Raw genomic sequence first — 22,806 nt, forward strand, 5'->3', positions numbered from 1 at the left:
TCGGAGTTTAATATTTAAAGACGTTAAATATTTTATTGTTTAAATAAGGGGTAGAAAATATGCAAAATGACATGACTCATATAGATAAAATTCAAGCTCTTGCATTTTCTATTGGAAAGAAATTGCAAACGGAGTTATTAGAGAAATTACAGTCATCTGGATTAACACCACCGCAATTTTATATTTTAAAAATTTTAGATCGTTACGGTGCATCAAGAGCAACAACATTAGCGAAGAAAATGTATGTGAAACCGAGTGCCATTACAGTCATGATTGATCGTTTAATCGATCACGATTTGGTTTTGCGTTATCATGATGAAAATGATCGCCGTGTGGTTGTAATTGAGTTAACGACAAAGGGGAAAGCTGTTCTAGAAGAGGCAATGATTGCTCGTAATCAACATATTGCCAAGTACTTTTCCGAATTAGAAGTACAAGAGAGAGAAGACTTGTTGCGATTATTTGAAAAACTAGAAGCAATTATTTGTCAATCATCAGAGAAGAAAGAGACAAACTAAAGAGAGTTGAGGAGATTATATGGAACAACAAGCAAATCAAAATAGAACGTTGTTGTTAATTGGCTTAGTTATCGCGATGCTATTTGCTGCATTAGACGGAACAATCGTTGGTACAGCAATGCCGCGTATTGTCGGTGAACTTGGCGGATTAAGTTTAATGACATGGTTAACAACAGCATATATGTTATCATCAACAACGGTTGTACCAATCGCCGGTAAATTAGCCGATTTATTAGGTCGCCGCACTGTATATATGACAGGACTAATCGTCTTCATGATTGGTTCTGCGCTTTGTGGTATGGCGAACGGTATGACTGAATTAATTATTTTCCGTGGTATTCAAGGGCTTGGCGGCGGTATTATGATGCCGATGGCTATGATTATCATTGGGGATATGTTTACAGGAAAAGAACGTGCGAAATGGCAAGGGGTTTTTGGAGCGCTTTATGGTCTTGCTTCTGTCATTGGTCCGCAAATTGGTGGTTGGATTGTTGATTCAATGAACTGGAGATGGGTATTCTACATTAACTTACCAGTTGGAATTTTAGCGACAATCTTTATCGCAATGGGCTTAAAAGGGAAGAAACAAACAGGGCCAATTCAAATTGATATCGCTGGTATTTTCACGATGATCGTCGGTGTTGTGAGCTTATTATTAGCATTAACATTTGGCGGAAAAGACTACGCTTGGGATTCTTGGCAAATCATTGGTTTATTTGCTCTTGCGATTATTGGCCTTATCAGCTTTGTGATGGTCGAGAAAAAAGCGAAAGAACCGATTTTACCTGTCCATTTCTTTAAAAATCGTACATTTACATTATTAAATGCAATTGGTTTCTTTATGAGTATTGGAATGTTTGGAGCAATCATGTTTGTTCCATTCTTTATGCAAGGTATTGTTGGTGTAAGTGCTGCTGAATCAGGAACGATTATGACGCCAATGATGATCACGATGATCATCACGAGTATTATTGGTGGTCAACTTGTGTTAAAAGTTGGAGTAAAACCACAAATTATTACTGGGATGCTAGTTATGGCTGGCGGATTTGGAATGTTAACGACAATGGATATGCATACAAGTAAGCTTGTTGCAACGTCGTATATGATGATTATTGGTTTTGGAATGGGTCTTGTAATGCCAACTTTAACATTAGCATTACAAGAAAGCTTCCCGAAAAAAGATCTTGGAATTGTAACTTCATCAAGTCAATTCTTCCGTCAAATCGGTGGTACATTTGGGATTACGATTTTAGGTTCCATTATGAATAACACATCTGGTACAGTATTAACAGAAAAATTAGTGCCTGTACTGAATACGTTCCCACCACAAGCAGGACAAATCGTGACGAAGTTTAAAGATATGATTCACACAGATCCGCAAGGGCTATATTCAATGTTATTTAGTCCAGAAGCAATGAAGCAGATGCCAGAAGCAATTGCAAACAGTATTGTGCCTGTATTAAAGACATCATTATTAGATTCTCTTCATCATGTATTTATAACTGGATTAGTATTTATTCTAGTTGGTGCTGTATTTACATTGTTCTTGAAGAAAATTAAGCTTTCTGATCGTAAAAAGGGAACAGAAGAACAAAAGAATGAAAAAGAAGAGAAAGATACAAGTGCAAGTGTATCTTATTGATCATAAAGAAGAGCATCGCCTGTAGTGGCGATGCTTTTTATATAATCGCAATTTTTACTGGTGGGAGAGCGATTTTGGATGTTGAAAAAGTAAAGGAGTTGGAGATGATCTTGTCATTTACAAACAATTGACGGATTTTCATGAATACGTTATATTATTTGCGTAAACGGTTACATATGGTAAAGAGAGAAAAGAATGTGCGATAAAAGACGTCGCGAAACTAGCGGGGGTATCTTTTGTTATTGTTTCTAGAGTATTAAAAGTGCCGGTTAATAGCAATTGATCGTATCGTTGCAGGAAATGATTTGATTGCATTCGGTACAGTAAGGAGGGGAAGGTATTGCCAAATATTGTAGTAGTTGGCAGTGTTTCCATAGATTTAGTTGCCATCTCAAAAAAACGCCCGAAAGCTGGTGAAACAGTAATTGGTGAAGCATTTTATACTGTTCCGGGTGGAAAGGGTGCAAACCAAGCTGTAGCTGCAGCACGTTTAGGTGCAAATGTTGCGATGGTTGGAGCAATTGGAAATGATAATTATGGAAAATTCGTTCGAAAAAATTTAGAGAATGAGCATATTTTTAATGAATACGTGGAAGCGATTACGCATGAAACAACAGGCATTGCCCATATCGTATTGGCTGAAGAAGATAATAGTATCATTGTTGTGCAAGGTGCAAATCGTTCTGTAAATGAACAACTTGTAAATCGTGCAAAAGATCTTCTTATGCAAGCGGATATGGTTGTTTTACAGCTAGAAATTCCACTTGAAACAGTAACATATGTACTAAATATTTGTGAAGAACATCAAATTCCAGTTATTTTAAATCCAGCTCCAGCGCAAATGTTGCCAGAGGAAGTATTGCAAAAAGCAACGTATATTACACCAAATGAGCATGAATGTCGAATTGTTTTAGATGACTTTATATCACCAATTGAATCGCTGCTTGAAAAATATCCCAATAAATTGTTAATGACGGAAGGTGGAAACGGTGTTCGCTTCCATAATGGTATAGAAATTGTTCATGTACCAAGCATATCTGTTGAAGTTGTTGATACGACAGGAGCTGGAGATACATTTAACGGTGCATTAGCAGTTGCGATTGCAGAAGGAGAAGAATTGCAAAAAGCAATTTGTTTTGCAAACATTGCAGCCGGGCTTTCTGTAACGAAATTAGGAGCACAAGGTGGTATGCCATCAAGAGATAAATTACGAGAAGTACAGAAGATTGTAGGATGGTTTAATTAGCTTTGTTATTGCAACATTAAATTTAGCGTATATTGAACTGTCAAATGCATGTAAGATTATGACTTTTATCGTAATTTTAACTTAGAGGTATTGACTTATTAGTAGGTTCTATTTTAGCATTATTACGTACACTTATTGCTGGCATGAATTCATTCTTTGCAATAGGAGTGGGATTGCTAGCTGTTCTTATAATGAGGAATTGTAAACGGTGTCATCATTGAGAAAGAGAAAGTAGCATCTTTTATCAACAGTGATGTTTTTAGGGGCTTTACACTCGTTTATATGGACAGACGTCTGACCAATTATTTTAGTTATTGCTTTGATATTTCTGTAACGTGTATGACAGTAATCATTTATGTTTTTTACGGAATGTTGCAAGCATTTGCGAATATTACCGTAAAATGAATAGAAGTAGATGTACAAAATCTCGTTTAAAAAGCAATATGTAATCGGTATTATTTCAACGAATTCCAATGCAGTTACATCGGTAGTAAGTGTGGCAAAGGAAAAAAGTAAAAAATATTTTGGTTGAATTAGACCGTATTAAGAAAAAATAAACACATACTTACATTCAGAAAGGAAGAAAAAACATGAAATTTTTTATTGATACAGCAAACATTGACGAAATTAAAGAGGCAAACGACCTTGGCGTATTAGCAGGTGTGACAACGAACCCATCTCTTGTGGCAAAAGAAGGCGTAGATTTTCATGAGCGTATTCGTGAAATCTGCAGTGTTGTAGAAGGACCTGTAAGTGCAGAGGTTATTAGCCTAGAAGCAGATAAAATGATTGAAGAAGGAAAAGAATTAGCGAAAATTGCACCAAACGTTGTTGTGAAAGTACCAATGACGACAGAAGGTTTAAAAGCAGTGAAAGCGTTCGCTGATTTAGGAATTCGCACAAACGTAACATTAGTGTTCTCAGCAGTACAAGCATTACTTGCAGCACGTGCTGGTGCAACATATGTATCTCCGTTTTTAGGTCGTTTAGATGATATCGGTCATAACGGCATGGACTTAATTCGTCAAATCGCTGATATCTTCGCGATCCATGGTATCCCAACAGAAATTATTGCAGCATCTGTACGTCACTCTGTTCACGTAACAGACGCAGCGTTAAACGGTGCGCATATCGCAACAATTCCAGCAAATGTTATCGCTTCATTAGTGAAACACCCATTAACAGATCAAGGAATTGAGAAATTCTTAGCGGATTGGGAAAAAACGCAAGGAAAATAATATAAAAAAAATGGTTCAACGGATACGTTGAACCATTTTTTTTTTTGGATAATTCCTTCTTACATGTCCACTGATATATCGACCGTTTTTTATTAGAAATTCCTTCAAATGCAATAAGTATTTTAAAAGGTGAATATTAAAATTTTAAGAAAAGATGGAAGGGATATGAAGTAGGGAAGAAAACACCGTTTCGAGTTTTTTCGGCATTTGCAGTAACGACATTATTAAGTTATACACTTATGTCGAAAATTTAAAATGGATTTATAGTTTGTAATAAAGTGAAACTTCCGTCAGTGGGGGGGGCTTCATCTCCCACTGACGGAAAGCTCTCACCAATCGGGCTTTTACGGGCAGTTATCCCCCACCTATCTTCTTTGCTTCTCTCTGAATCTTGAGGTGGGGGTCTTACTGCCCACAAATAGCGGGATAAATTCCTAAATATTTTATCGAGTTGTGCAGAGAGAAAAAATATTTCCGGGGGAATTGTCGAAAGTTATTCTATTTTTTTATTTAGATTCTGTTTATGAACAGCAACAACAGCTACCGTTGTCAGCAAAGTGATTATCTCAATATGCTTTTTAAAATGAAAAACTTGGAACAAAACCTAGAAATATATGGGTTATTAAATATAGAATAGAAATTAGAAGGGGTTCATTCCAACTTTTAGGCAAGTATTGATATAAAAACGTTTTGGGACTTAATCGATTTCACATCAAATAAAGCCTGCTAGTGTATCGTATGACTTATCTCAAAAGTCTTATCGTTGTTAAATCCTTTGTTTTTAATGCTACAAACAGATTAACGCTGTAAGTCCGCATTTTCGGGACGCTACCCCTACGGTCCGTTTACCATTGACTCTTAACAATTATTCGCCTTCTTCCAATAATCGTTTTGCCATATCCTCTAGTCTTGTATTCCTCCCTTTCATAAGCTATATAAATCCACTTTAACTTTTCGACATATAGATTGCTGCTATGCAGAGAAAAAGGAAACTGTACTCGCTTGCTATCTCTGGTTTTCACTGCGCATGTGGCAGAAAAAGGCCCTGACCGCTTCTACGCATGACCAGATGCTCTTGCCCACCTAAAAAAATGGTTTTATGTCGGTTTTTTAATTTGGATATATATATAACTCAGCTTCTTGATTGTTAATTATTAAAAATAGAAGATAAATCACAATAAAAAGGTCTGCAACAGATCGTTGCATGTTTTTTTTTGTAATGCTACGATTCGTTTCTTACTATTTAATATTAGAATAAATTAAATTAATTAAAGGAGGTACAAACATGAATATAGGAGAGAAGATAAAGCATTTAAGATTGATAAATAAAATGACACAAGAAGATGTAGCCAACCAATTATTTATTTCAAGACAAGTTATATCTAAATGGGAACTAGGAAAAAGTCTTCCGAATTTAACCAATTTATTAGCCTTAAGCAAACTATTTAATGTTTCAATTGATTCTTTATTAAAGGAGGATTCAAATTTGCAAAATCAAATAATAAAACAAAGTAATTACAAAAGATATTTGATGATGACCTATGTATATATATATTCTTTATTTACTATTATTGTTATACTTTGTTGTTTTGTTGCTTTTTTACTTATACCAAAGGATATAAAAACATCAGATCTAAAGGTTATTAATTCACACTTTTATAAAGAAACCGATAAAAAAGAAATTCTATATATTTATAGTGAATTAAAACCTTTTTTCTCCAATTATTCAGGGGATTATAGCCTCAAAATAAAAGAACATGAAATAGATATTCATGCTAATCGAAATTCAATTCCTTTTAAAAATAAAAAGGTTTTATTTTCTATTAAAAAAGATATATCTCATGGAATAGATTGGGAAGAAAAAGATGTTTATATTGTAGACGAAAACAATAACAAAATACTTATATATAACCATAAAAATAAACAACTGTATTATCAAATAAGAAAAAATGATAAAGTAGGTGATCAAAATTAAAAACGTTTATAAGTATATTTTTATAGTAACTACATTTGTTCTTAATGTAATTAGTTGTTTGCTTATTGCGAACACCATATTTATACCAAATATAGTGTTTTCTACCGTATTTGTATTTTTTACTATTTTATTTCAATCAACTACAATTCTATTTATTATATATATGATTAGAAATGATAAGTCTAAAAAAATAAAAGTAATATTATATATTTTTTTAACACTAGATATATTTATCTTTTTATTCTTACTATGTATGGCATATACATTGGTAACTACATCAATAAAATATCATTAACATCTTGCCTGATCTACCCAATTTTTCTATAGGGGGAGTATCATATGCTCATCAACTTAAGACATTCATTGTTCCCAAAAACGAAAAAAATGAACTGAATTTTCATGGTCAACTATGAAGAGATCAAATTTTCGTTTTTGGGATACTCTAAAATATTAGCTTGATGGCGATGTGGTGCTACCCCATACAGAAATAGACATACAAAAACGCCATTCTTTCCTATGAGTTTACAGAAAGAATAGCGTATTTTTTCATTTTAGGGGGTATTTTGTTTTGTTAGCTTGATAGCGATGGGGATTATTCCATCATTGCTTTTTTAAATCTTCCTCGTACATAAATTGTTGAAGCAAAAGTAAGTAAGAAAGCTGTTCCGATTACAAAGCTTACGCTCGGTGAGGCGCCGATTGCTCCAATTGTAAAAGAACCGGCAACAACGCCTAATGAGAAGAATGCATAGAATAATCCAAATGCTTTTCCGCGATTGTCTTCTGTTGTATTTTCAACAAGTAAGGCATTAATAGAAGGAAAGAGAATGGCAAATCCAATTCCGTAAATCATCATTACAACAAAAAGCATGCTCTTTGTTGTAAATATACCAAGCAATGATAGTGCCAATGCCATGATTGCAATACCGATAACCATCATTTTTTGACGGTTAAAGAAATCGTATATACGATTTGTAGGTAGTAAAAAGAAGAGGATTGCAGTGATTCCAAAGACACTAAGCATCATTCCTGTTGTAGACGTTTTTAGTCCTAAGGCTTCTATTTTTACAGGTAACATATATGTGACAATTCCTTGTGAAAACATTAAGGTGAAAGCACCGATATATGCTTGTAATAGTGGTTCGAACTTTAATAATTCAAGCAGTTCTTCTTTGTTCATCATTTGTATCCGTGATGACTTTGTTCTTGTTATGTTATTTGGCAGCAAGAAAAGTGAGATCATTGTACCAAGTATCATTAAGATAGAAATTGTAATGAAGACCCAGTGTATACCAGCTTTTGCTTTCATAATCCCACTGAATGCAGGACCGATGATAGCTGCTGTTCCAACGGCTGCACCAGATAAAGCCATTGCTTTCCCTTGTTTTGTTGAGTTTGTTTGTTTTGATAAGAAAGTGAAGGCAGCTGGTATTAAGAAACCATCACTAAATCCGTGCAGAAAACGAACGATAATAAGTTGTTCTCCGCTTTGAACAATGGTATATAACAAAACTATGAGACTTGTAATACCCATGCTAATATAAAGAACTTTTTTTGCACCATATTTATCAACAGATGCACCTGCAATAATATTGCCAATCATATTAGCGAACGAGTACATTCCAACGACAAGACCGATAATAAGAGGAGTTCCCCCGAGATTTTGTGCGTATGTACTCATAATTGGTAATTGTGAAAATGTATCGAAAAATGCGATGATAACAATAAAATAAATAAAGTATTTCAACTCTTTCACCTCTCTTGTGCTATTATGACATAATGCTAATTTTCTCCGCAATGAAATTGATTGGTATGTTTGGAAATTTGCGTATGGGGTTATAGGAGATGAAAGATATTAGAAGGTAGTGAAAAATAGAGTTTTGCATGTCTTCATTCTATTTATATCAATCTATTTTAATTTTTTGCCATCTAAGTCGCTGTTATGGAGAATACAACATGACCGCTACTTGCTTTCTCCTTTTGTTTTAAACCTTGCATGGCCAGATGCTCTCGCCCGCCTAAAAAGAAAGAGTTTTTTTATGTCGATTTTTTAATTTGTATTTATATCGTATGCAAGAAGATTATCTTATGGGCTATTTACAAATTGTAGGTGGAGAATATTTGACGCTTACAATAAAAAAACAGAAGTCATTCGTAAAAATGACTTCTGTCGTTCAAAACTTTTTATTGAACTCTTTATGGAATACATTTATCAAACGGTTGAATTCGTTTCATAATTAAAATCCCATCACTTGCAAGTCCAAAAAAGTTTTTTGCTAAAAACTCGAGTTTATCAACAATTTTTATTTATTTTTTGATAAATTGTTGCGTCCAAATATTATCCTGTTCCACGTAACCAACACCTATATAAGTAAAATTACCATTTAAAATATTCGCACGGTGCCCTGGACTGTGCATCCAAGCGTTCATAACTTCTTCTGGTGTTTGTTGCCCTTTAGCAATATTTTCACCTGCTGCGGAATAAGAAATACCAAAACGTTTCATCATGTCAAATGGTGAATGATAAACCGGACTATTATGATCAAAATAATTATTTTTCAACATATCCTCTGATTTTATACGTGCTACTTTACTAAGCTCTGTATCTATCTGTAATGGAGATAAGCCCGCTTTCGCTCGTTCTACATTAACTAGCTCCGCAACACGTTTTTCAAACGCATTTAGTACATGACCTTTATTCTCTTGCTTTTTAGCTTCTTCTTGCTTTCTAGCTTCTTCTTGCTTTCTAGCTTCTTCTTGCTTTCTAGCTTCTTCCTGCTGTCTAGCTTCTTCCTGCTGTCTAGCTTCAGCTTGCTTTCTAGCTTCTTCCTGCTGTCTAGCTTCAGCTTGCTTTCTAGCTTCTTCCTGCTTTCTAGCTTCTTCTTGCTTTCTAGCTTCTTCCTGCTTTCTAGCTTCAGCTTGCTTTCTAGCTTCTTCCTGCTGTCTAGCTTCTTCTTGCTGTCTAGCTTCTTCTTGCTTTCCAGCTCCTTCTTGCTTTCCAGCTCCTTCTTGCTTTCCAGCTTCTTCTTGCTTTCTAGCTTCTTCTTGCTTTCTAGCTTCAGCTTGCTGTCTAGCTTCTTCTTGCTGTCTAGCTTCAGCTTGCTGTCTAGCTTCAGCTTGCTGTCTAGCTTCAGCTTGCTTTTTAGCTTCAGCTTGCTTTCTAGCTTCTTCTTGCTTTCTAGCTTCTTCTTGCTTTCTAGCTTCTTCTTGCTTTCTAGCTTCTTCCTGCTTTCTAGCTTCTTCTTGCTTTCTAGCTTCTTCTTGCTGTTTAGCTGCTTCTGCCTGCTGTCTAGCTTCATCTGCTTGCTGTTTAGCTGCTTCTGCCTGTTGTCTAGCTTCATCCTCTTGCTGTTTAGCTGCTTCTGCCTGCTGTCTAGCTTCATCCTCTTGCTGTTTAGCTGCTTCTGCCTGCTGTCTAGCTTCATCTGCTTGCTGTTTAGCTGCTTCTGCCTGCTGTCTAGCTTCATCTGCCTGCTGTTTAGCTGCTTCAGCTTGCTGTCTAGCTGCTTCTAGCTTTTCTTTTTCCTGTGCCTTACTAACTTGTACTGGCTGTATTAAATTATTCATGCTGTTTGAAGTTTGATCGTTGTCGTTTTGTCCTAACTTAACGAAAGTAGCTTCCTTCTGTACTTCGGTAGAAACATTATTTTTAACATTTGCTTTAGAAGAATCGCTCTGACTGGATTTTTCCGAATCTTTATCCTCATGTACATCCGCTACATCATCATGAGACTTTTTCAAACTTGTTTTCTTACTTTGACAACTAACGCATAGGAATACTGCAACCAGCACAACAGTTAGCAAGAGTATTAAGCGTTTTTGTTGTTTATTTTCTGTCATAAACTACTCCCAACGCTCAAATTTGAGCTTTCCTTTTTGTGCACAATATTTACCTTAATAAAATCGTCAAAAAAAGTCTAGCATTTTCAAAAAGAAAGGAAACATACATGATTCTACTAAAAATAAAGTGAAACTTTAATCAGTGAAGGTCTTACTATCCGTGAATAGCGAGATAAGCATGTATATAAATGTAATTTCAGTTCTTTTCAAAAAAGAAAACTTTCCACCAAGGTTTCTTTTTTGATTTTGCTAGTTCTCTTTTTACATTTTGCATCTCTCTAAGTAACTGTGTTAATGTACGATCTCTTTCTTCTATTGCGATACGCTCTTTTTGTTCTAAATGCTCATTTAATTTTTGATGTAGCTTACTTATCTCTTTACTTTGCTCCTGAACCATTTTCATAAGATTTTGATGAACATTATTTTCTTTTTCCAAATGTTTATGTAGTTCTAATAATAGAGGGACCTCATTACATGTACTCCCCTTGACTACCATTGCTGTGGAATTGTTACAAACTTTGTTCAAAATCTCTTTAATTTCTTCTTTATTCTTTCCTTCTTTATAGCATTGTCTAACCTCTTGTAGTGTAGAAACACATGTTTCATGAAATATATAAACTCCTTCTTCGTTACGCATATTTAAATATGACTGATAATCCTCTACATAGCGCTTTACCGTTTGAATAGGTATAGATGTATTTCGAGCAATTTCTCGAAGTGTAAACCATTTCTCCATGCCTTCTCACCTTTTCAATGAATTTATTACATAAGATAAAAATAGATTATATCATTTATTCATAACGTTAGTAATAAACGAATGAGGGTGTTACAAAACTATATATATACAAGTTAAAAAAATGACATAAAAACCCGACATAAAAACCCCTTTCTTTTTAGGGGAGGACGAGAGCATCTAGCCGTGTATAGAGAAGCGGTCAGGTCCTTTTCCTGCCACATGCGAGGTTTAAATTGCCCACGTAAGCAAATAATATGTGTAAAAGGGATTGAGTTTCTTCAAATGTAGTTATCGTACGAGTAAATCTGTGCTTTCTGGAGATAGTTTAGCCTACTATCATTCTTCCAAAAAGACGGATTTTTTTATGCATGTATGATTGAATATTTATGGTTTTTTCAGCACCCTCTATAATATGAATCCCAAAAATAGGGTATGAACATTTACATATTTCACTTTAATGATAGAAAGTGATTGGAAAATAAGATATTCTTATCGTAGGTTAATCAAATATCACTAGAGAATTTTATTTTATGTTAGGACTACATATAAAATGGGAGGTTTTTTTATGAAAAAGAAAGTATTGGCATTAGCTGCTATGGTTACTTTGGCTGCTCCAGTTCAAAGTATAGCGTTTGCACACACAAATGATTGTGGTGGGCATCAGGCACCAATTTTAAGATGGTCTGCTGAGGATAGACATAAAGAAGGTGTTAATTCTCATTTATGGATTGTAAATCGTGCAATTGATATTATGTCTCGTAATACAACAATTGTAAAACCAAATGAAACTGCTTTATTAAATGAGTGGCGTGAAGACTTAGAAAACGGGATTTATTCAGCTGATTATGAGAATCCTTATTATGATAATAGTACATTTGCTTCTCACTTTTATGATCCAGATACACAGAAAACATATATCCCTCTTGCAAAACAGGCAAAAGAAACGGGATCGAAATATTTTAAACTTGCTGGTGAAGCGTACCAAAACAAAGATATGAAACAAGCATTCTTCTATTTAGGATTATCTCTTCATTATTTAGGAGATGTAAATCAGCCAATGCACGCAGCAAACTTTACGAATCTTTCTTATCCAATGGGTTTCCACTCCAAGTATGAAAATTTTGTTGATACAATTAAAGATAACTATAAAGTTGCAGATGGTAACGGATATTGGAATTGGAAGGGAACAAACCCAGAAGAGTGGATTCACGGAGCGGCGGCAGCAGCTAAACAAGATTATCCAGGTATTGTGAATGATTCAACAAAAAATGGGTTTGTAAAAGCAGCTACATCTCAAGAATATGCAAATAAATGGCGGGCAGAAGTGACACCAATGACAGGGAAACGCTTAACGGAAGCACAGCGCGTTACAGCTGGTTATATTCACTTATGGTTTGATACGTACGTAAATCGTTAATGACGAATTTTTGTTTAAAACATATATGTATCCCAATCATTATCCAGTACAAGCCACAATTTCTATGAAATAAGAAAAAAAGTTTCTTCGATGAGAAGGAACTTTTTTTCTTTTGAAGAGGAAAATTCCATGTTCCTTCCAATATATATATAAGAAATATATAGAAGGGGAGGGAGAGATGTGGATCGTAGAACGTTTCAAGGACTTTCAATGCCATGTGCCTTTCTTAATGAAGATGCATTAGAGAGAAATATTCAATCTATTATTCAGCTTCATAAAGGAAAACGTGTTCGGATTGCGAGCAAATCATTGCGCTCTGTTTCAGTGATGAAGAAAATTTTACAATCACATTCTTGTTTTCAAGGAATTATGTGCTACTCACCAGCGGAAGTCCTGTTTTTAATTGAACAGGGGTTTGATGATTTATTGCTTGGATATCCGGCATGGGATGAAGAGGCTCTGCAAAAAATAAGTATACTTACAAAACAAGGATACAAGATTACTTGTATGGTAGATTGCGAAGAGCACATTCTGTATTTGGAGCATATTGCATTGCAAGTAGAAGGAAAGTTTCGCATTTGTTTTGATATTGATATGAGCAGTCGTTTTCTTGGTTTTCATTTTGGAGTAAAACGGTCTCCTTTGCGTACCGCAGAACAAGTATTACAAGTAGCTGATAGAGTTTTACAATCATCTTGTTTCAAAATAGATGGTGTTATGGGTTATGAAGCACAGATAGCAGGTGTAGGAGATAATGTACCAAAACAAAGCTTACACAACAAAGTAGTTTCTTATTTAAAAAGACGATCAGTAAGAGAAGTTGCAAAAAGACGAGAGTTAATTGTACAAGCATTAGGGCAAAAAGGAATTTCATTACGTTTTGTAAATGGCGGGGGAACAGGCAGTATAAAGACAACCGTTCAGGATGAGTCTGTTACAGAAATTACGGTTGGGTCTGCTTTTTATTCTCCGCTACTTTTTGATTATTACAAAGATATTGCATTTGAGCCAGCAGTTGGATTTGTATTACCAATTGTCCGCCAGCCAGAACCTCGTGTTTATACATGTTTAGGTGGAGGATATATTGCATCGGGAATGACTGGAAAGGAGAAGCAACCACAGCCGTATATGCCAAGTGGAGCAAAGTTACTTCCGTTAGAAGGAGCAGGTGAAGTGCAAACACCTGTTTACTATGAAGGAACAGAACAATTAAGAATTGGGGAGGGGATTGTGTTTCGGCATAGTAAAGCAGGGGAGTTATGTGAAAGATTTTCTTCTTTACATCGTATTTCTGATGGTGAAGTAGTAGGAGAATATCGAACATATCGGGGGGACGGGCAATGCTTTCTATAAGGGGCCAGAAGTGGCGAAATTGGACAGGGAATGTGCAAGGAATGCCGCAGTATACGATGTATCCGAAAAGTATTCAAGAAGTGGCCCAGGCTGTAAATTTTGCAAAAGAAGTTGGAAAGCGTATTCGTGTGGTTGGTTCAGGGCATTCTTTTACATCACTTGTTCAAACTGAAGAGATTTTAATTTCTTTGGATGAATTACAAGGGATTAGCGGGATTGATTCACAAACATTAATTGTAGAAGTATGGGCAGGTACAAAGCTATATCAGTTAGGTGAAATATTGCAAGAGAACGGATATGCACAAGAGAATTTAGGGGATATTGATGCGCAGTCTATTGCTGGGGCAATTAGTACAGGCACGCATGGAACAGGAATTTCACTTGGAAATTTAGCAACACAAGTTGTGGAAGTAACGGCGGTTCTTGCATCAGGAGAAGTGATCACGTGTTCTGAAAAAGAATATCCACAATATTGGAAGGGGTTTCAATTGTCACTTGGCATGCTAGGGATTATTGTAAAAGTCAAACTAAAAGTCATTCCAGCATATTCACTTGCTTATGAAAGTAAAAAAGAATCATTTGCTACTGTTATGAGTAAATTGGAAGAATATAAGAAGAATCGTCATTTTGAGTTTTTTATCTTTCCATATTCTGACGATGTTCAAGTGAAAATTACAAACGTAACGGAGGAAGTAGGAGGAGAACTAAAGTGGCATAAACTCAAAACAGCTTTAATAGAAAATATGGCTTTTTCATTGTTATCAGAGAGTTGTCGCCTTTTTCCTTCTATAAGTAAAAGTGTTAGTCAATTATCGGCTAAGGGAGTACCAAATACCAAAATTGTAGGTCCAAGTTATAAGGTGTTTGCAACTGCTCGCAACGTCCGTTTTTATGAGATGGAATATAGTATTCCAGCAGAATATATGAAAGAAGCAGTAGAAGAAATTTATAATCTCATTTACGAAAAAAATTTTCAAGTACATTTTCCTATTGAATGTCGCTATGCAAAAGGAGATGATATTTGGCTTAGTCCGTCATATGGAAGAGATTCTGCTTATATTGCGGTTCATATGTACAGAGGGATGCAGTACACACCTTATTTTCAAGCAGTAGAACGTATTTTTCAAAAGTATGAAGGACGTCCGCATTGGGGAAAAATGCATACAATGACATATGATTCGTTGCAGCAAGTATATCCAAAATTGCATCATTTTTTAGAGGTGAGACAAACAGTAGATCCAACAGCAATGTTTTTAAATCCATATTTAGCAAAAATATTTTCGTTAAATATGGAATAAAGTGAAACTTCCGTCAGTGGGGGTTTTCTTCATCCCCCGCTGACGGTTAGTTGAACCAATCGGGCTTTTACGGGCAGTTATCCCCCACCTATCTTCTTTGCTTCTCTCTGAATCTTGAGGTGGGGATCTTACTGTCCGTTAATGCGGGATAAAGTAGAACTTCCTTTATGCGGAAGTATAATGAGAATGTTTTTTATGATGAATGGCTCCTTACACAAGAGCTATAGTTGTCGGGAGGAGCGGGCGGTAAAATATAACACATGATGTGTTTCGGAAGAATGAACATGTTATTCACTTATACTGTCAAGAAAAGAAAGTGTGTTAATTTTGAAGAGTATGGAAGCTATATTGCTTCCATACTCTTTTTTAGTAGAATTCTAATGTAGTTGAACTGCGTTAGACTTGGAAGAAATGATATATGGTTGAATTTGCTGCTGCCATGTAATTGTAGTAGATTTCTTTTGATAAGTTAGCCATTCTCGGTAGTCCTCTTGCGTTTTCCATAATGTGCGAATAAAGAATTCTGTAGTATCTCTAACATGTTTTGTATAGGAGATTTCTATATTAATAAAACCTAGCATATTAGGAGATGGATAATATTGTTTTAATGCTTTTAGTACTTCGTTTTCGCAATCTATTTTTATATAAAGCGTATTTGTCACAATGAACATAATGAATCCCTCTTTTTTTAGTAGTAGATTAGCATTGATTTTCTTCAGTCATAACATAGGCAATCTCTCTAGTTATGCTTACGAAGCTAGCTGTCGGGCTCGGGGATTGAAGGGTACCCTACTGTAAAAGATTCACCCCTAGTAAGCTACTGCTTACAATAATAGTTCCTCCGCTCCGTATGGATTTAGCAAAAAGTATTTATATAAAATATAATACTATTCAGAAAAATTAGAGTAAATGCAAAGGAGACGACAATTTCTTACAAAAAAATGAAGTGATCACATTTTGATGTTCTAATTCCTGTATTTGATTTTGTAATCTGTAAACATATATAAATGCAAATTGAAAAACCGACATAACCCCCCTTTCTTTTTAGGCGAGGACGAGAGCATCTGACCGTGCATAGAAGCGGTCAGGGCCTTTTTCCTGCCACATGCGAGGTTTAAAACAAAGGGAGCAAGCAAGTAGCGGTCATGTTGTATTTTGCATAGCAGCGACTTATAAAGAAAAGCGGAGCCTAGGAGGCAGAGCCAGACAAAGATGTTGAAAAATTAAAATGGATTTATATAGTCTTCTCTCCAAGCTTCTATGATTTTCTGTTTCTTTTCATAATAGGTAGTGAGATTTTTAAAATCTCATTTTATCTCGTTACTTGTGAGTAATGAAGGAATAAGTAGAAATCTGCTCAGAAGAGTTCGATTTGTTCAATGAAGAATAAGGAGGCTTCTCATTGAGAAATTTTTCGCTTTATATTGGGCTGTAGTGTTATTTTTAAATGTTTATATATGGAAAAATAAAGATATTAAAATAAGTTTATTACAGTTTTTCTATGATTCGTTATATTTTGTTATAAAAAATAAACTGTATTTAATGAGTTTGTAAACAAACTGTAAAATAAATCATGTATAAATGTAGAAGAAGGGAGTCGGATTATGAACTATTTTAAGCGTATCAGTAGTTTTGTATTAGCTGGAGTTATTTGTTTCACTAGTACAGTTGCTGTAAAAGCTGAGTCAAACGACGAGAAATTAAACAACATGCAGCAGCAATTGCAAAATAATAATAATGACATTCAGCAAAAAGAAAAAGAAAAGCAAGCTGTAATGAAAGACATTGAGGGCATTCAAAAGGAATTATCAGACTTAAATAATACAATTGCAAAAAATAAAGAAGAGCAAGATGCAATTCAGCGTAAAATCGATGAAACGCATAAACAAATTGAGCAAAAGATGAAAGAGATTATTAGTTTAGAAGAAAAAGTACTTATGCGTAAAGATATTATGAAAAAACGTATGGTCTCTGTTCAAGATAACTCAAATATAAATTTAGTAGTAGAAGTAATTGTAGATTCAAAAAACATTGCAGAGCTTCTGCAACGTATGACTGCAGTTTCTACAATTATGGATGCAGATAAAGAGATTCTTCGTTTACAAGAACAAGATCTTCGTCAAATTGAAGCTGATAAAAAGGTAATTGATGAAAAAGAAAGATCTTTAGAAGGCGATAAACAAAAATTAGCAAAAGTACAAGCTGATTTACAAGACAACTTAAAGAAACGTCAAGATAATCTACAATCTGTACAAGCAAAGTATAATCAAATTTCTAGTCAGCTGACACTTGCTGCGCAAGAAAAAGCAAAGATTGAAGCAGATATGAAGAGCGTACAAGATACAATTGCTCGTGAACAACAAGCAGCTGCAGAGCGTGAAAAAGCTTTGAAAGACTCACAAGCCTCACAAGCTCCACAGGTTTCACAAGCACCAAAAGGAGATGAAAAAACTCCAGAAAAACCAACTAAAGGCGGTCGTGAAATTTTTGTAGAAGCTACGGCTTACACAAATGATCCAAGTGAAAATGGGAAACAGCCAGGTGAGCATGTATATTCTGCTTGGGGGCACTATGATTTAACTGCAAACCCAAACATGAAGTTAATTGCCGTTGATCCAAGGGTTATTCCATTGGGCTCACGCGTGTGGGTTCAAAACTATGGAGAAGCTATTGCTGCTGATACTGGTGGAGCTATCAAAGGATACCGTATTGATGTCTTCGTACCAGATAAAGGGGCTTCTAGCGCTTGGGGTAGAAAACAAGTTCGTGTTATTATTTTAGATTAAAGTAAAAATCTACTTTGCAAAAGCAAAGTAGATTTTTTTATTATTAAATGTTAAATTGGGTTTACATTTTGTAAAGTTTAGCATACAATAATGGTGAGGGGTGGTAAAATTGACCATTTATAATCGAGTAAAAGAACTACGAGCCCGCTTTCATTTTTCGCAAAGTGTATTGGCTGAAAAGGTGGGGGTAACGAGACAAACGATCGCTGCTATTGAAAAGGGGGATTATGTACCATCATTATTATTAGCGCTTATGATTTGTGATGTATTTGGCTTGCAGATGGAAGATGTATTTGTACTGCAAAAGGAGGAGGGAGAAAATGAATAGAATTGGTCTTTCTTATCTAATAAATATAGGTATACTTGTTATAGCGGGTTGGGGGTTCGTTGAGAATTTTCATGTCATTACGGAACTTGCAAACATCATCAGTACTGAAAAGCAAACGTGGACTGTTACGATGAATATGCTGCCAATTACATTGCTATTGATTGTAGGGGTAGGGATATTCATTGGTTACAAGGTGCAAAAAAAGAAATATAAGAAATTATCATTTTGGACATTTCCGTTATTATTTCCAAGTGAAGATGAGAGGGAAGAAATATTGACGGCGAAAGCGTGTCGAACTACCCTTCTTTCATTATGGTGTATTCTACCTATCGCAGCTGCCACGTTAGTTGCTTATCCACTATTTAATCGAAACATTCCGGAATATCCACTGTATGTAATATTTATCATTTTACTAATCCAAACAACAATATTTCATATTTCTTTATATCGTAACAAGGTTGTGTAAAAGGTGTGCCAAAGAGCACATCTTTTTTTTATATTTAAAACCCGAAAAATTTTTCCGCATTTTTACAAAAGCTTAATGAAATGCTATAGAGAGAGTTTACAAATCCTTTTTACAATAGAAGAAGTATTGAAAGTGGGGGGATTAGAGAATGAAGAAGGTTTTGCTATCTGGGGGAATTATAGCGAGTGTCTTATGGACAGGCAGTAATGTAAACGCAGAAGTAAATCAAGAAACGAAACAATTTGCCAATAAAATAGAAAGTTTACCAAAAGGGAGTATTTCAAACCCAGCATTTCGTGGGCAAATAGAGGAAATGGTAAATAAATTTATTAGTAATAAGCATAAGAATACAAAAATAGAAAGAACGGCTATTTTTCCAATGCCAAGCAAAAAAGCAGAAATCGCGGCATCTTCACCAGATGGTAAGACGTTAGTTGTAACAGAAGCAGACTTAGGACAAATTAGCATCCTTTCAATTGAAAATTTACAAGACATTCAATTGAAAGGGACGGTGAGTTTGAAAGGAATTCATTCCGAAGCAGAGGTGACGAGTACAACAGTTACACCAGATGGTAAGTATGCATTTGTTGCTTTTCGTACCGGGGATAACTTGTATAATGCGCATAGAGGAAAGATAGCAGTTATAGAGTTATCATCCAAAAATATTGTGAAAATATACGAGGTGGGTATAGGGCCAGATTCTATTGCTTTATCAAAAGATGGGACAAAGCTTGTTGTTTGTAATGAGGATGAAGAAGGAGATCCAAATGACGGAAACGAAGTCAATATGAAAAAAACAAAGCGACCGGGTACAATTTCTATCATCACGTTCCCTAATGGAGATGTATTGAAAGGAATTCACCATGAGCTATCAATTGATATAAGTCAGATTGGAAATGGAACAGTGTACAAGCATGATCCGCAGCCAGAATATGTGGCGATTAGTCCAAATGGAGAAAAAGCTGCTGTCACATTACAGGAAAACAATGCAGTTGCTATTGTTAATTTGCAAGGACAAAACATTGAAACGATATTTGGCCTTGGAACAACAAAGCATAAAGCAGATTTGCAAAATGATGGTGTTGTTTCTTTTCAAGATGAACTGATTGCAAGACCAGAACCAGATGGTATAACGTGGGATCAATCAGGGCGTTTTGTAATTACTGCTAATGAAGGAGACCTAGGGAAAAATGAATTTAAAGATGGTGTGAAATCAGGTGGACGCAATATATCTGTATGGAGTCAAAATGGTTCGCTTATATATGATAGTATGAATCTTATTGATGAAAAAGTGGCAGCTAAAGGTTTATATTTAGATAGTCGCAGTAATAGCCGAGGCAGTGAAGTGGAAAATGTTGCAACAGGAATCATACAAGAAAGTCCGATTATGGCTGTTGCTGCTGAAAGAGCAAATGCAGTATTCTTTTTTGATATAACGATCCCGATGTTCCCTGTTTATATTGGTCTTGTTCCTTCAGGAGGAAAAGCACCAGAAGGGATTCATAAGATTAGCAACCGTAATATATTTGTAAGTGCAGATGAAGCAGATGGAACATTGAGCTTTTATTGTTTGCAAAAATGATAATCATGGCACTTCTTAATAAGGAGTGCCATTTCCTTTGTCTTGTACATGTCACTTGTATATCTAGCATTCTTACTTTATCATTTTATATAAGAGGAACTTTGTGAAGGAAAGGAATTGAAGCATGAATAAGAAAAAGATTTATAGTATACTGGCACTTCTTTTATTTATTGTAGGTGGCGTTTTAATTGCAAAACCATTTTATGATGGTTACAAAGCTGGGAAGATGCAAGAAGAAAACATACAAGCTATTAAGAAAATGAAGTATAAAAAACAAGAAACGAAATTTGTTGATGCTTCTAAAATAAAACAACCGGATTTAGCAGACGTGGCAAATGCTTCATTAGATAAAACACAAGTGATTGGGCGTATGTCTATTCCGAGTATTGGATTAGAACTACCGATTTTAAATGGTTCAACAGAGAAAAATTTATTATCAGGTGCAACAACAGTAAAAGAAAAACAAGAGATGGGAAAAGAGAATTATGCATTAGCAGGACATAACATGTCGAAAAAAGGTGTGTTATTTAGCGATATTTCGGAATTAAAAAAGAATGATAAAGTATATTTATATGATAGTGAAAATGAATACGAATATGCGGTACAACAAGTAACAAAAGTCACGCCGGATAAATGGGAAGTTGTTGAAGATCACGGGAAGAATGAACTAACCTTGATTACATGTTCGTCTGTACTTGATAATTCTAAGCGATATGTAGTATCCGGAAATTTGGTGCAGGTGAAAAAAATAAAGTGAAACTTCCATCAGTGGGGGTAAATAGTTAAAAAGAAATTCCACTTTTGTTGAAGGTGGGATTTCTTTCTTCTATAAACGCTTTGTATCAAGTGACTACAAAGAGCATAAAGAGTTATATAAGTAAGTGATAGAAAAAGGAGAAAATGCTGAAAAAAGATGAGGGGTAACCCCTCATCTCTTTTAGTCCATCCACTTTACTAATTTTTTGGAAAGCAATAGTAAGATACATCCTAGGAAAATAGCGACAGCTCCAATAACAGCAAATACTTCTGAGTAACCTAATGAAGTTGTAAAGTTTGCTAACTGTCCACCTAAAATATTAGCAACACCTGTACTTGATAACCAAACGCCCATTAATAAAGATGCGAGTTTGACAGGGGCAAGGGAACTTACCATTGATAGTCCGACTGGAGATAAGAATAATTCTCCTAATGTATGGAACAGGTAAGTAAAGACAATAAAGAGTAGGTTTGCTTTTTCGGCAATTTGTTGTTCGTTACTTCCTGTTTTTAACGTAGCGACAAGAAGAACCATATATCCAATTCCAAGTAAGATCATCCCAAGACCCATTTTTGTTGGGATTTTTAAATCACCGCGTTTTGTAGAAGCAAGCTTCGTCCAAAGCGTTGAAATAGCTGGTGCTAATAAAATAATGAATAGTGGGTTTACAGATTGGAACCAAGATGTTGGAATTTCCCAACCGAATATAGAGCGGTCGACAAAACTATTTGTATATAGTGTTAAAGAACTACCAGCTTGTTCAAATCCAGCCCAGAAGAACACAACGAAACACGTTAAAATGACAATTACAGTTGTATGTTGTTTTTCTTTTTTCGTTAATGGTGTATTGCCAGCTGTTTTGTTGTTTGTACCTGTTTGTATAGCTGCTGTCGGTTTTTTACCAATATCACCAAGATAACGATTTGATAAAGTTGTAAATAAAATTTGTCCGACAATCATCCCAATAGATGCAGCTAAAAATCCATAACGGAAACCGTAATGCATAACGCCGTCTACTGTTGTTTTAAACAAATCTTCTGATAAATATCCGCAAACGAGTGGAGCAAGGAATGAACCAACGTTAATTCCCATATAAAAAATTGTAAAGGCACCATCACGGCGCGGGTCATTTTCTTTATATAATTCCCCGACAAGAGTAGAAATGTTTGGTTTGAAGAAACCGTTCCCGATAATAATAAGCGCCAATCCAAGATATAGTCCTAATTGGCTTTGCAGTGCAAATAACGTCAAGTTACCAATGGCAATTGTTATACCACCAAGTGTAATCGCTAATCGTCTACCAAGAAAGCGATCTGTTAGAAATCCGCCAATTAATGGAGTGAAATAACAAGCGCCTGTATAAAAGCCGTAAATCGTAAGTGCCCAGCTCTTACTAAAACCAAGACCACCGTTTATTAAGGCTGTTGTTAAATATAATGTTAATAATCCTCGTAATCCGTAATAGCTAAATCGTTCCCACATTTCTGTGAAAAAGAGTAAATACAAACCTGGAGGATGTTTCTTTTTTTGCGGTTGTTTTTCATCAAACTGTAGCGCAGCTTCCATATATAATTCCTCCTCACATAAAAAACAAAGTTAATCATTTTATATGATTAATAGTTTA

19 protein-coding genes, 2 pseudogenes and 1 riboswitch are annotated in these 22,806 nt (G+C 35.2%); of the genes and pseudogenes, 16 read left to right on the plus strand and 5 right to left on the minus strand.

Annotated features, from left to right (window positions below):
* Nucleotides 1-59: 59 nt before the first annotated feature.
* From ACIGHG_RS16115 to ACIGHG_RS16145, 7 genes and pseudogenes are all read left to right on the plus strand, one after another.
* The gene (locus tag ACIGHG_RS16115) at nt 60-518 is read left to right on the plus strand and encodes a MarR family winged helix-turn-helix transcriptional regulator (RefSeq protein ID WP_336473724.1); all 459 of its coding nucleotides are present in this window, start codon (nt 60-62) and stop codon (nt 516-518) included.
* Nucleotides 519-537: 19 nt separating this feature from the next.
* On the plus strand, nt 538-2,160 hold the full coding sequence (locus tag ACIGHG_RS16120) for an MDR family MFS transporter (protein WP_336473725.1): 1,623 nt from the start codon (nt 538-540) through the stop codon (nt 2,158-2,160).
* Between the two features lie 202 nt (nt 2,161-2,362).
* Entirely contained in the window at nt 2,363-2,443 is an 81-nt protein-coding gene (locus tag ACIGHG_RS16125; RefSeq protein WP_396549430.1) for a LacI family DNA-binding transcriptional regulator, read from the plus strand.
* A 57-nt stretch (nt 2,444-2,500) separates the two neighbouring features.
* On the plus strand, nt 2,501-3,406 hold the full coding sequence (gene rbsK / locus ACIGHG_RS16130) for a ribokinase (protein WP_396549394.1): 906 nt from the start codon (nt 2,501-2,503) through the stop codon (nt 3,404-3,406).
* Nucleotides 3,402-3,700, plus strand: a pseudogene (gene rbsC, locus ACIGHG_RS16135) (ribose ABC transporter permease); the annotation flags it as partial. The gene rbsK and the pseudogene rbsC, both read left to right, overlap by 5 nt.
* Nucleotides 3,701-3,996: 296 nt before the next feature.
* Nucleotides 3,997-4,644 (plus strand): fructose-6-phosphate aldolase, encoded by a 648-nt coding sequence (fsa, locus tag ACIGHG_RS16140; protein ID WP_090920526.1) that lies wholly within the window; start codon nt 3,997-3,999, stop codon nt 4,642-4,644.
* 1,285 nt (nt 4,645-5,929) lie between these two features.
* On the plus strand, nt 5,930-6,619 hold the full coding sequence (locus ACIGHG_RS16145; RefSeq protein WP_336473727.1) for a helix-turn-helix domain-containing protein: 690 nt from the start codon (nt 5,930-5,932) through the stop codon (nt 6,617-6,619).
* 592 nt (nt 6,620-7,211) lie between these two features.
* Here the strand turns inward: ACIGHG_RS16145 and ACIGHG_RS16150 are convergent.
* Nucleotides 7,212-8,366: an MFS transporter gene (locus tag ACIGHG_RS16150; RefSeq protein ID WP_336473728.1), complete on the minus strand. Its 1,155-nt coding sequence runs from the start codon at nt 8,364-8,366 to the stop codon at nt 7,212-7,214.
* Between the two features lie 308 nt (nt 8,367-8,674).
* Here ACIGHG_RS16150 and ACIGHG_RS16155 point away from each other — a divergent pair, with 308 nt between their 5' ends.
* A complete protein-coding gene (locus ACIGHG_RS16155; protein WP_396549397.1) occupies nt 8,675-8,860 on the plus strand; it encodes a hypothetical protein in 186 nt (61 codons plus the stop codon).
* Nucleotides 8,861-8,926: 66 nt separating this feature from the next.
* Here the strand turns inward: ACIGHG_RS16155 and ACIGHG_RS16160 are convergent.
* Nucleotides 8,927-9,502 (minus strand): annotated as a pseudogene (locus ACIGHG_RS16160) (CAP domain-containing protein); the annotation flags it as partial.
* A 1,153-nt stretch (nt 9,503-10,655) separates the two neighbouring features.
* Nucleotides 10,656-11,195: a DUF3967 domain-containing protein gene (locus ACIGHG_RS16165; RefSeq protein ID WP_336473729.1), complete on the minus strand. Its 540-nt coding sequence runs from the start codon at nt 11,193-11,195 to the stop codon at nt 10,656-10,658.
* A gap of 565 nt (nt 11,196-11,760) precedes the next feature.
* Here ACIGHG_RS16165 and ACIGHG_RS16170 point away from each other — a divergent pair.
* The 3 genes from ACIGHG_RS16170 to ACIGHG_RS16180 all read left to right on the plus strand — a co-directional run bounded on the left by ACIGHG_RS16170 (nt 11,761) and on the right by ACIGHG_RS16180 (nt 15,263).
* On the plus strand, nt 11,761-12,612 hold the full coding sequence (locus tag ACIGHG_RS16170) for a phospholipase C (RefSeq protein ID WP_336473730.1): 852 nt from the start codon (nt 11,761-11,763) through the stop codon (nt 12,610-12,612).
* 180 nt (nt 12,613-12,792) lie between these two features.
* Nucleotides 12,793-13,965, plus strand: a complete 1,173-nt coding sequence (locus tag ACIGHG_RS16175) for an amino acid deaminase/aldolase (protein WP_336473731.1) — start codon at nt 12,793-12,795, stop codon at nt 13,963-13,965.
* Nucleotides 13,953-15,263: a D-arabinono-1,4-lactone oxidase gene (locus ACIGHG_RS16180; protein WP_396549400.1), complete on the plus strand. Its 1,311-nt coding sequence runs from the start codon at nt 13,953-13,955 to the stop codon at nt 15,261-15,263. The genes ACIGHG_RS16175 and ACIGHG_RS16180 overlap by 13 nt, the downstream gene beginning before the upstream one ends.
* Nucleotides 15,264-15,640: 377 nt before the next feature.
* Here ACIGHG_RS16180 and ACIGHG_RS16185 read toward each other — a convergent pair whose 3' ends face one another.
* Nucleotides 15,641-15,934 carry an antibiotic biosynthesis monooxygenase family protein gene (locus ACIGHG_RS16185; RefSeq protein WP_336473733.1) on the minus strand — a complete coding sequence of 98 codons (294 nt, stop codon included), beginning with the start codon at nt 15,932-15,934 and terminating at the stop codon, nt 15,641-15,643.
* Nucleotides 15,935-15,993: 59 nt separating this feature from the next.
* Nucleotides 15,994-16,135, minus strand: a riboswitch (cyclic di-AMP (ydaO/yuaA leader).
* Nucleotides 16,136-16,867: 732 nt separating this feature from the next.
* On the opposite strand from ACIGHG_RS16185, the gene ACIGHG_RS16190 reads away from it, so the two are divergent.
* From ACIGHG_RS16190 to ACIGHG_RS16210, 5 genes are all read left to right on the plus strand, one after another.
* Complete coding sequence (locus ACIGHG_RS16190) at nt 16,868-18,049, plus strand: 3D domain-containing protein (RefSeq protein WP_396549402.1); 1,182 nt, start codon at nt 16,868-16,870, stop codon at nt 18,047-18,049.
* Between the two features lie 109 nt (nt 18,050-18,158).
* Complete coding sequence (locus tag ACIGHG_RS16195) at nt 18,159-18,377, plus strand: helix-turn-helix transcriptional regulator (RefSeq protein ID WP_336473735.1); 219 nt, start codon at nt 18,159-18,161, stop codon at nt 18,375-18,377.
* Entirely contained in the window at nt 18,370-18,843 is a 474-nt protein-coding gene (locus ACIGHG_RS16200; protein ID WP_336473736.1) for a DUF2178 domain-containing protein, read from the plus strand. Before ACIGHG_RS16195 ends, ACIGHG_RS16200 begins: the two co-directional genes overlap by 8 nt.
* A gap of 148 nt (nt 18,844-18,991) precedes the next feature.
* A complete protein-coding gene (locus tag ACIGHG_RS16205; protein WP_396549405.1) occupies nt 18,992-20,425 on the plus strand; it encodes a YncE family protein in 1,434 nt (477 codons plus the stop codon).
* A 124-nt stretch (nt 20,426-20,549) separates the two neighbouring features.
* Entirely contained in the window at nt 20,550-21,182 is a 633-nt protein-coding gene (locus ACIGHG_RS16210) for a class A sortase (RefSeq protein WP_396549406.1), read from the plus strand.
* Between the two features lie 180 nt (nt 21,183-21,362).
* On the opposite strand, the gene ACIGHG_RS16215 is transcribed toward ACIGHG_RS16210, so the two are convergent.
* A complete protein-coding gene (locus ACIGHG_RS16215) occupies nt 21,363-22,748 on the minus strand; it encodes a peptide MFS transporter (protein WP_396549408.1) in 1,386 nt (461 codons plus the stop codon).
* Nucleotides 22,749-22,806 lie beyond the last annotated feature (58 nt).

Origin of the sequence: Bacillus sp. NPDC077411, from assembly GCF_044543425.1 — a bacterium.
Taxonomy (GTDB): Bacteria; Bacillota; Bacilli; order Bacillales; family Bacillaceae_G; genus Bacillus_A; species Bacillus_A bruguierae.

Excerpts from the sequence above, each read along its gene's own strand:
- ACIGHG_RS16120 (WP_336473725.1), top strand. The coding sequence starts at position 538 with ATGGAACAACAAGCAAATCAAAATAGAACGTTGTTGTTAATTGGCTTA.
- ACIGHG_RS16200 (WP_336473736.1), top strand. The coding sequence starts at position 18,370 with ATGAATAGAATTGGTCTTTCTTATCTAATAAATATAGGTATACTTGTT.
- ACIGHG_RS16210 (WP_396549406.1), top strand. The coding sequence starts at position 20,550 with ATGAATAAGAAAAAGATTTATAGTATACTGGCACTTCTTTTATTTATT.
- ACIGHG_RS16190 (WP_396549402.1), top strand. The coding sequence starts at position 16,868 with ATGAACTATTTTAAGCGTATCAGTAGTTTTGTATTAGCTGGAGTTATT.
- ACIGHG_RS16180 (WP_396549400.1), top strand. The coding sequence starts at position 13,953 with ATGCTTTCTATAAGGGGCCAGAAGTGGCGAAATTGGACAGGGAATGTG.
- ACIGHG_RS16205 (WP_396549405.1), top strand. The coding sequence starts at position 18,992 with ATGAAGAAGGTTTTGCTATCTGGGGGAATTATAGCGAGTGTCTTATGG.
- ACIGHG_RS16145 (WP_336473727.1), top strand. The coding sequence starts at position 5,930 with ATGAATATAGGAGAGAAGATAAAGCATTTAAGATTGATAAATAAAATG.
- ACIGHG_RS16170 (WP_336473730.1), top strand. The coding sequence starts at position 11,761 with ATGAAAAAGAAAGTATTGGCATTAGCTGCTATGGTTACTTTGGCTGCT.
- fsa (WP_090920526.1), top strand. The coding sequence starts at position 3,997 with ATGAAATTTTTTATTGATACAGCAAACATTGACGAAATTAAAGAGGCA.
- ACIGHG_RS16185 (WP_336473733.1), bottom strand. The coding sequence starts at position 15,934 with ATGTTCATTGTGACAAATACGCTTTATATAAAAATAGATTGCGAAAAC.
- ACIGHG_RS16165 (WP_336473729.1), bottom strand. The coding sequence starts at position 11,195 with ATGGAGAAATGGTTTACACTTCGAGAAATTGCTCGAAATACATCTATA.
- ACIGHG_RS16115 (WP_336473724.1), top strand. The coding sequence starts at position 60 with ATGCAAAATGACATGACTCATATAGATAAAATTCAAGCTCTTGCATTT.
- ACIGHG_RS16215 (WP_396549408.1), bottom strand. The coding sequence starts at position 22,748 with ATGGAAGCTGCGCTACAGTTTGATGAAAAACAACCGCAAAAAAAGAAA.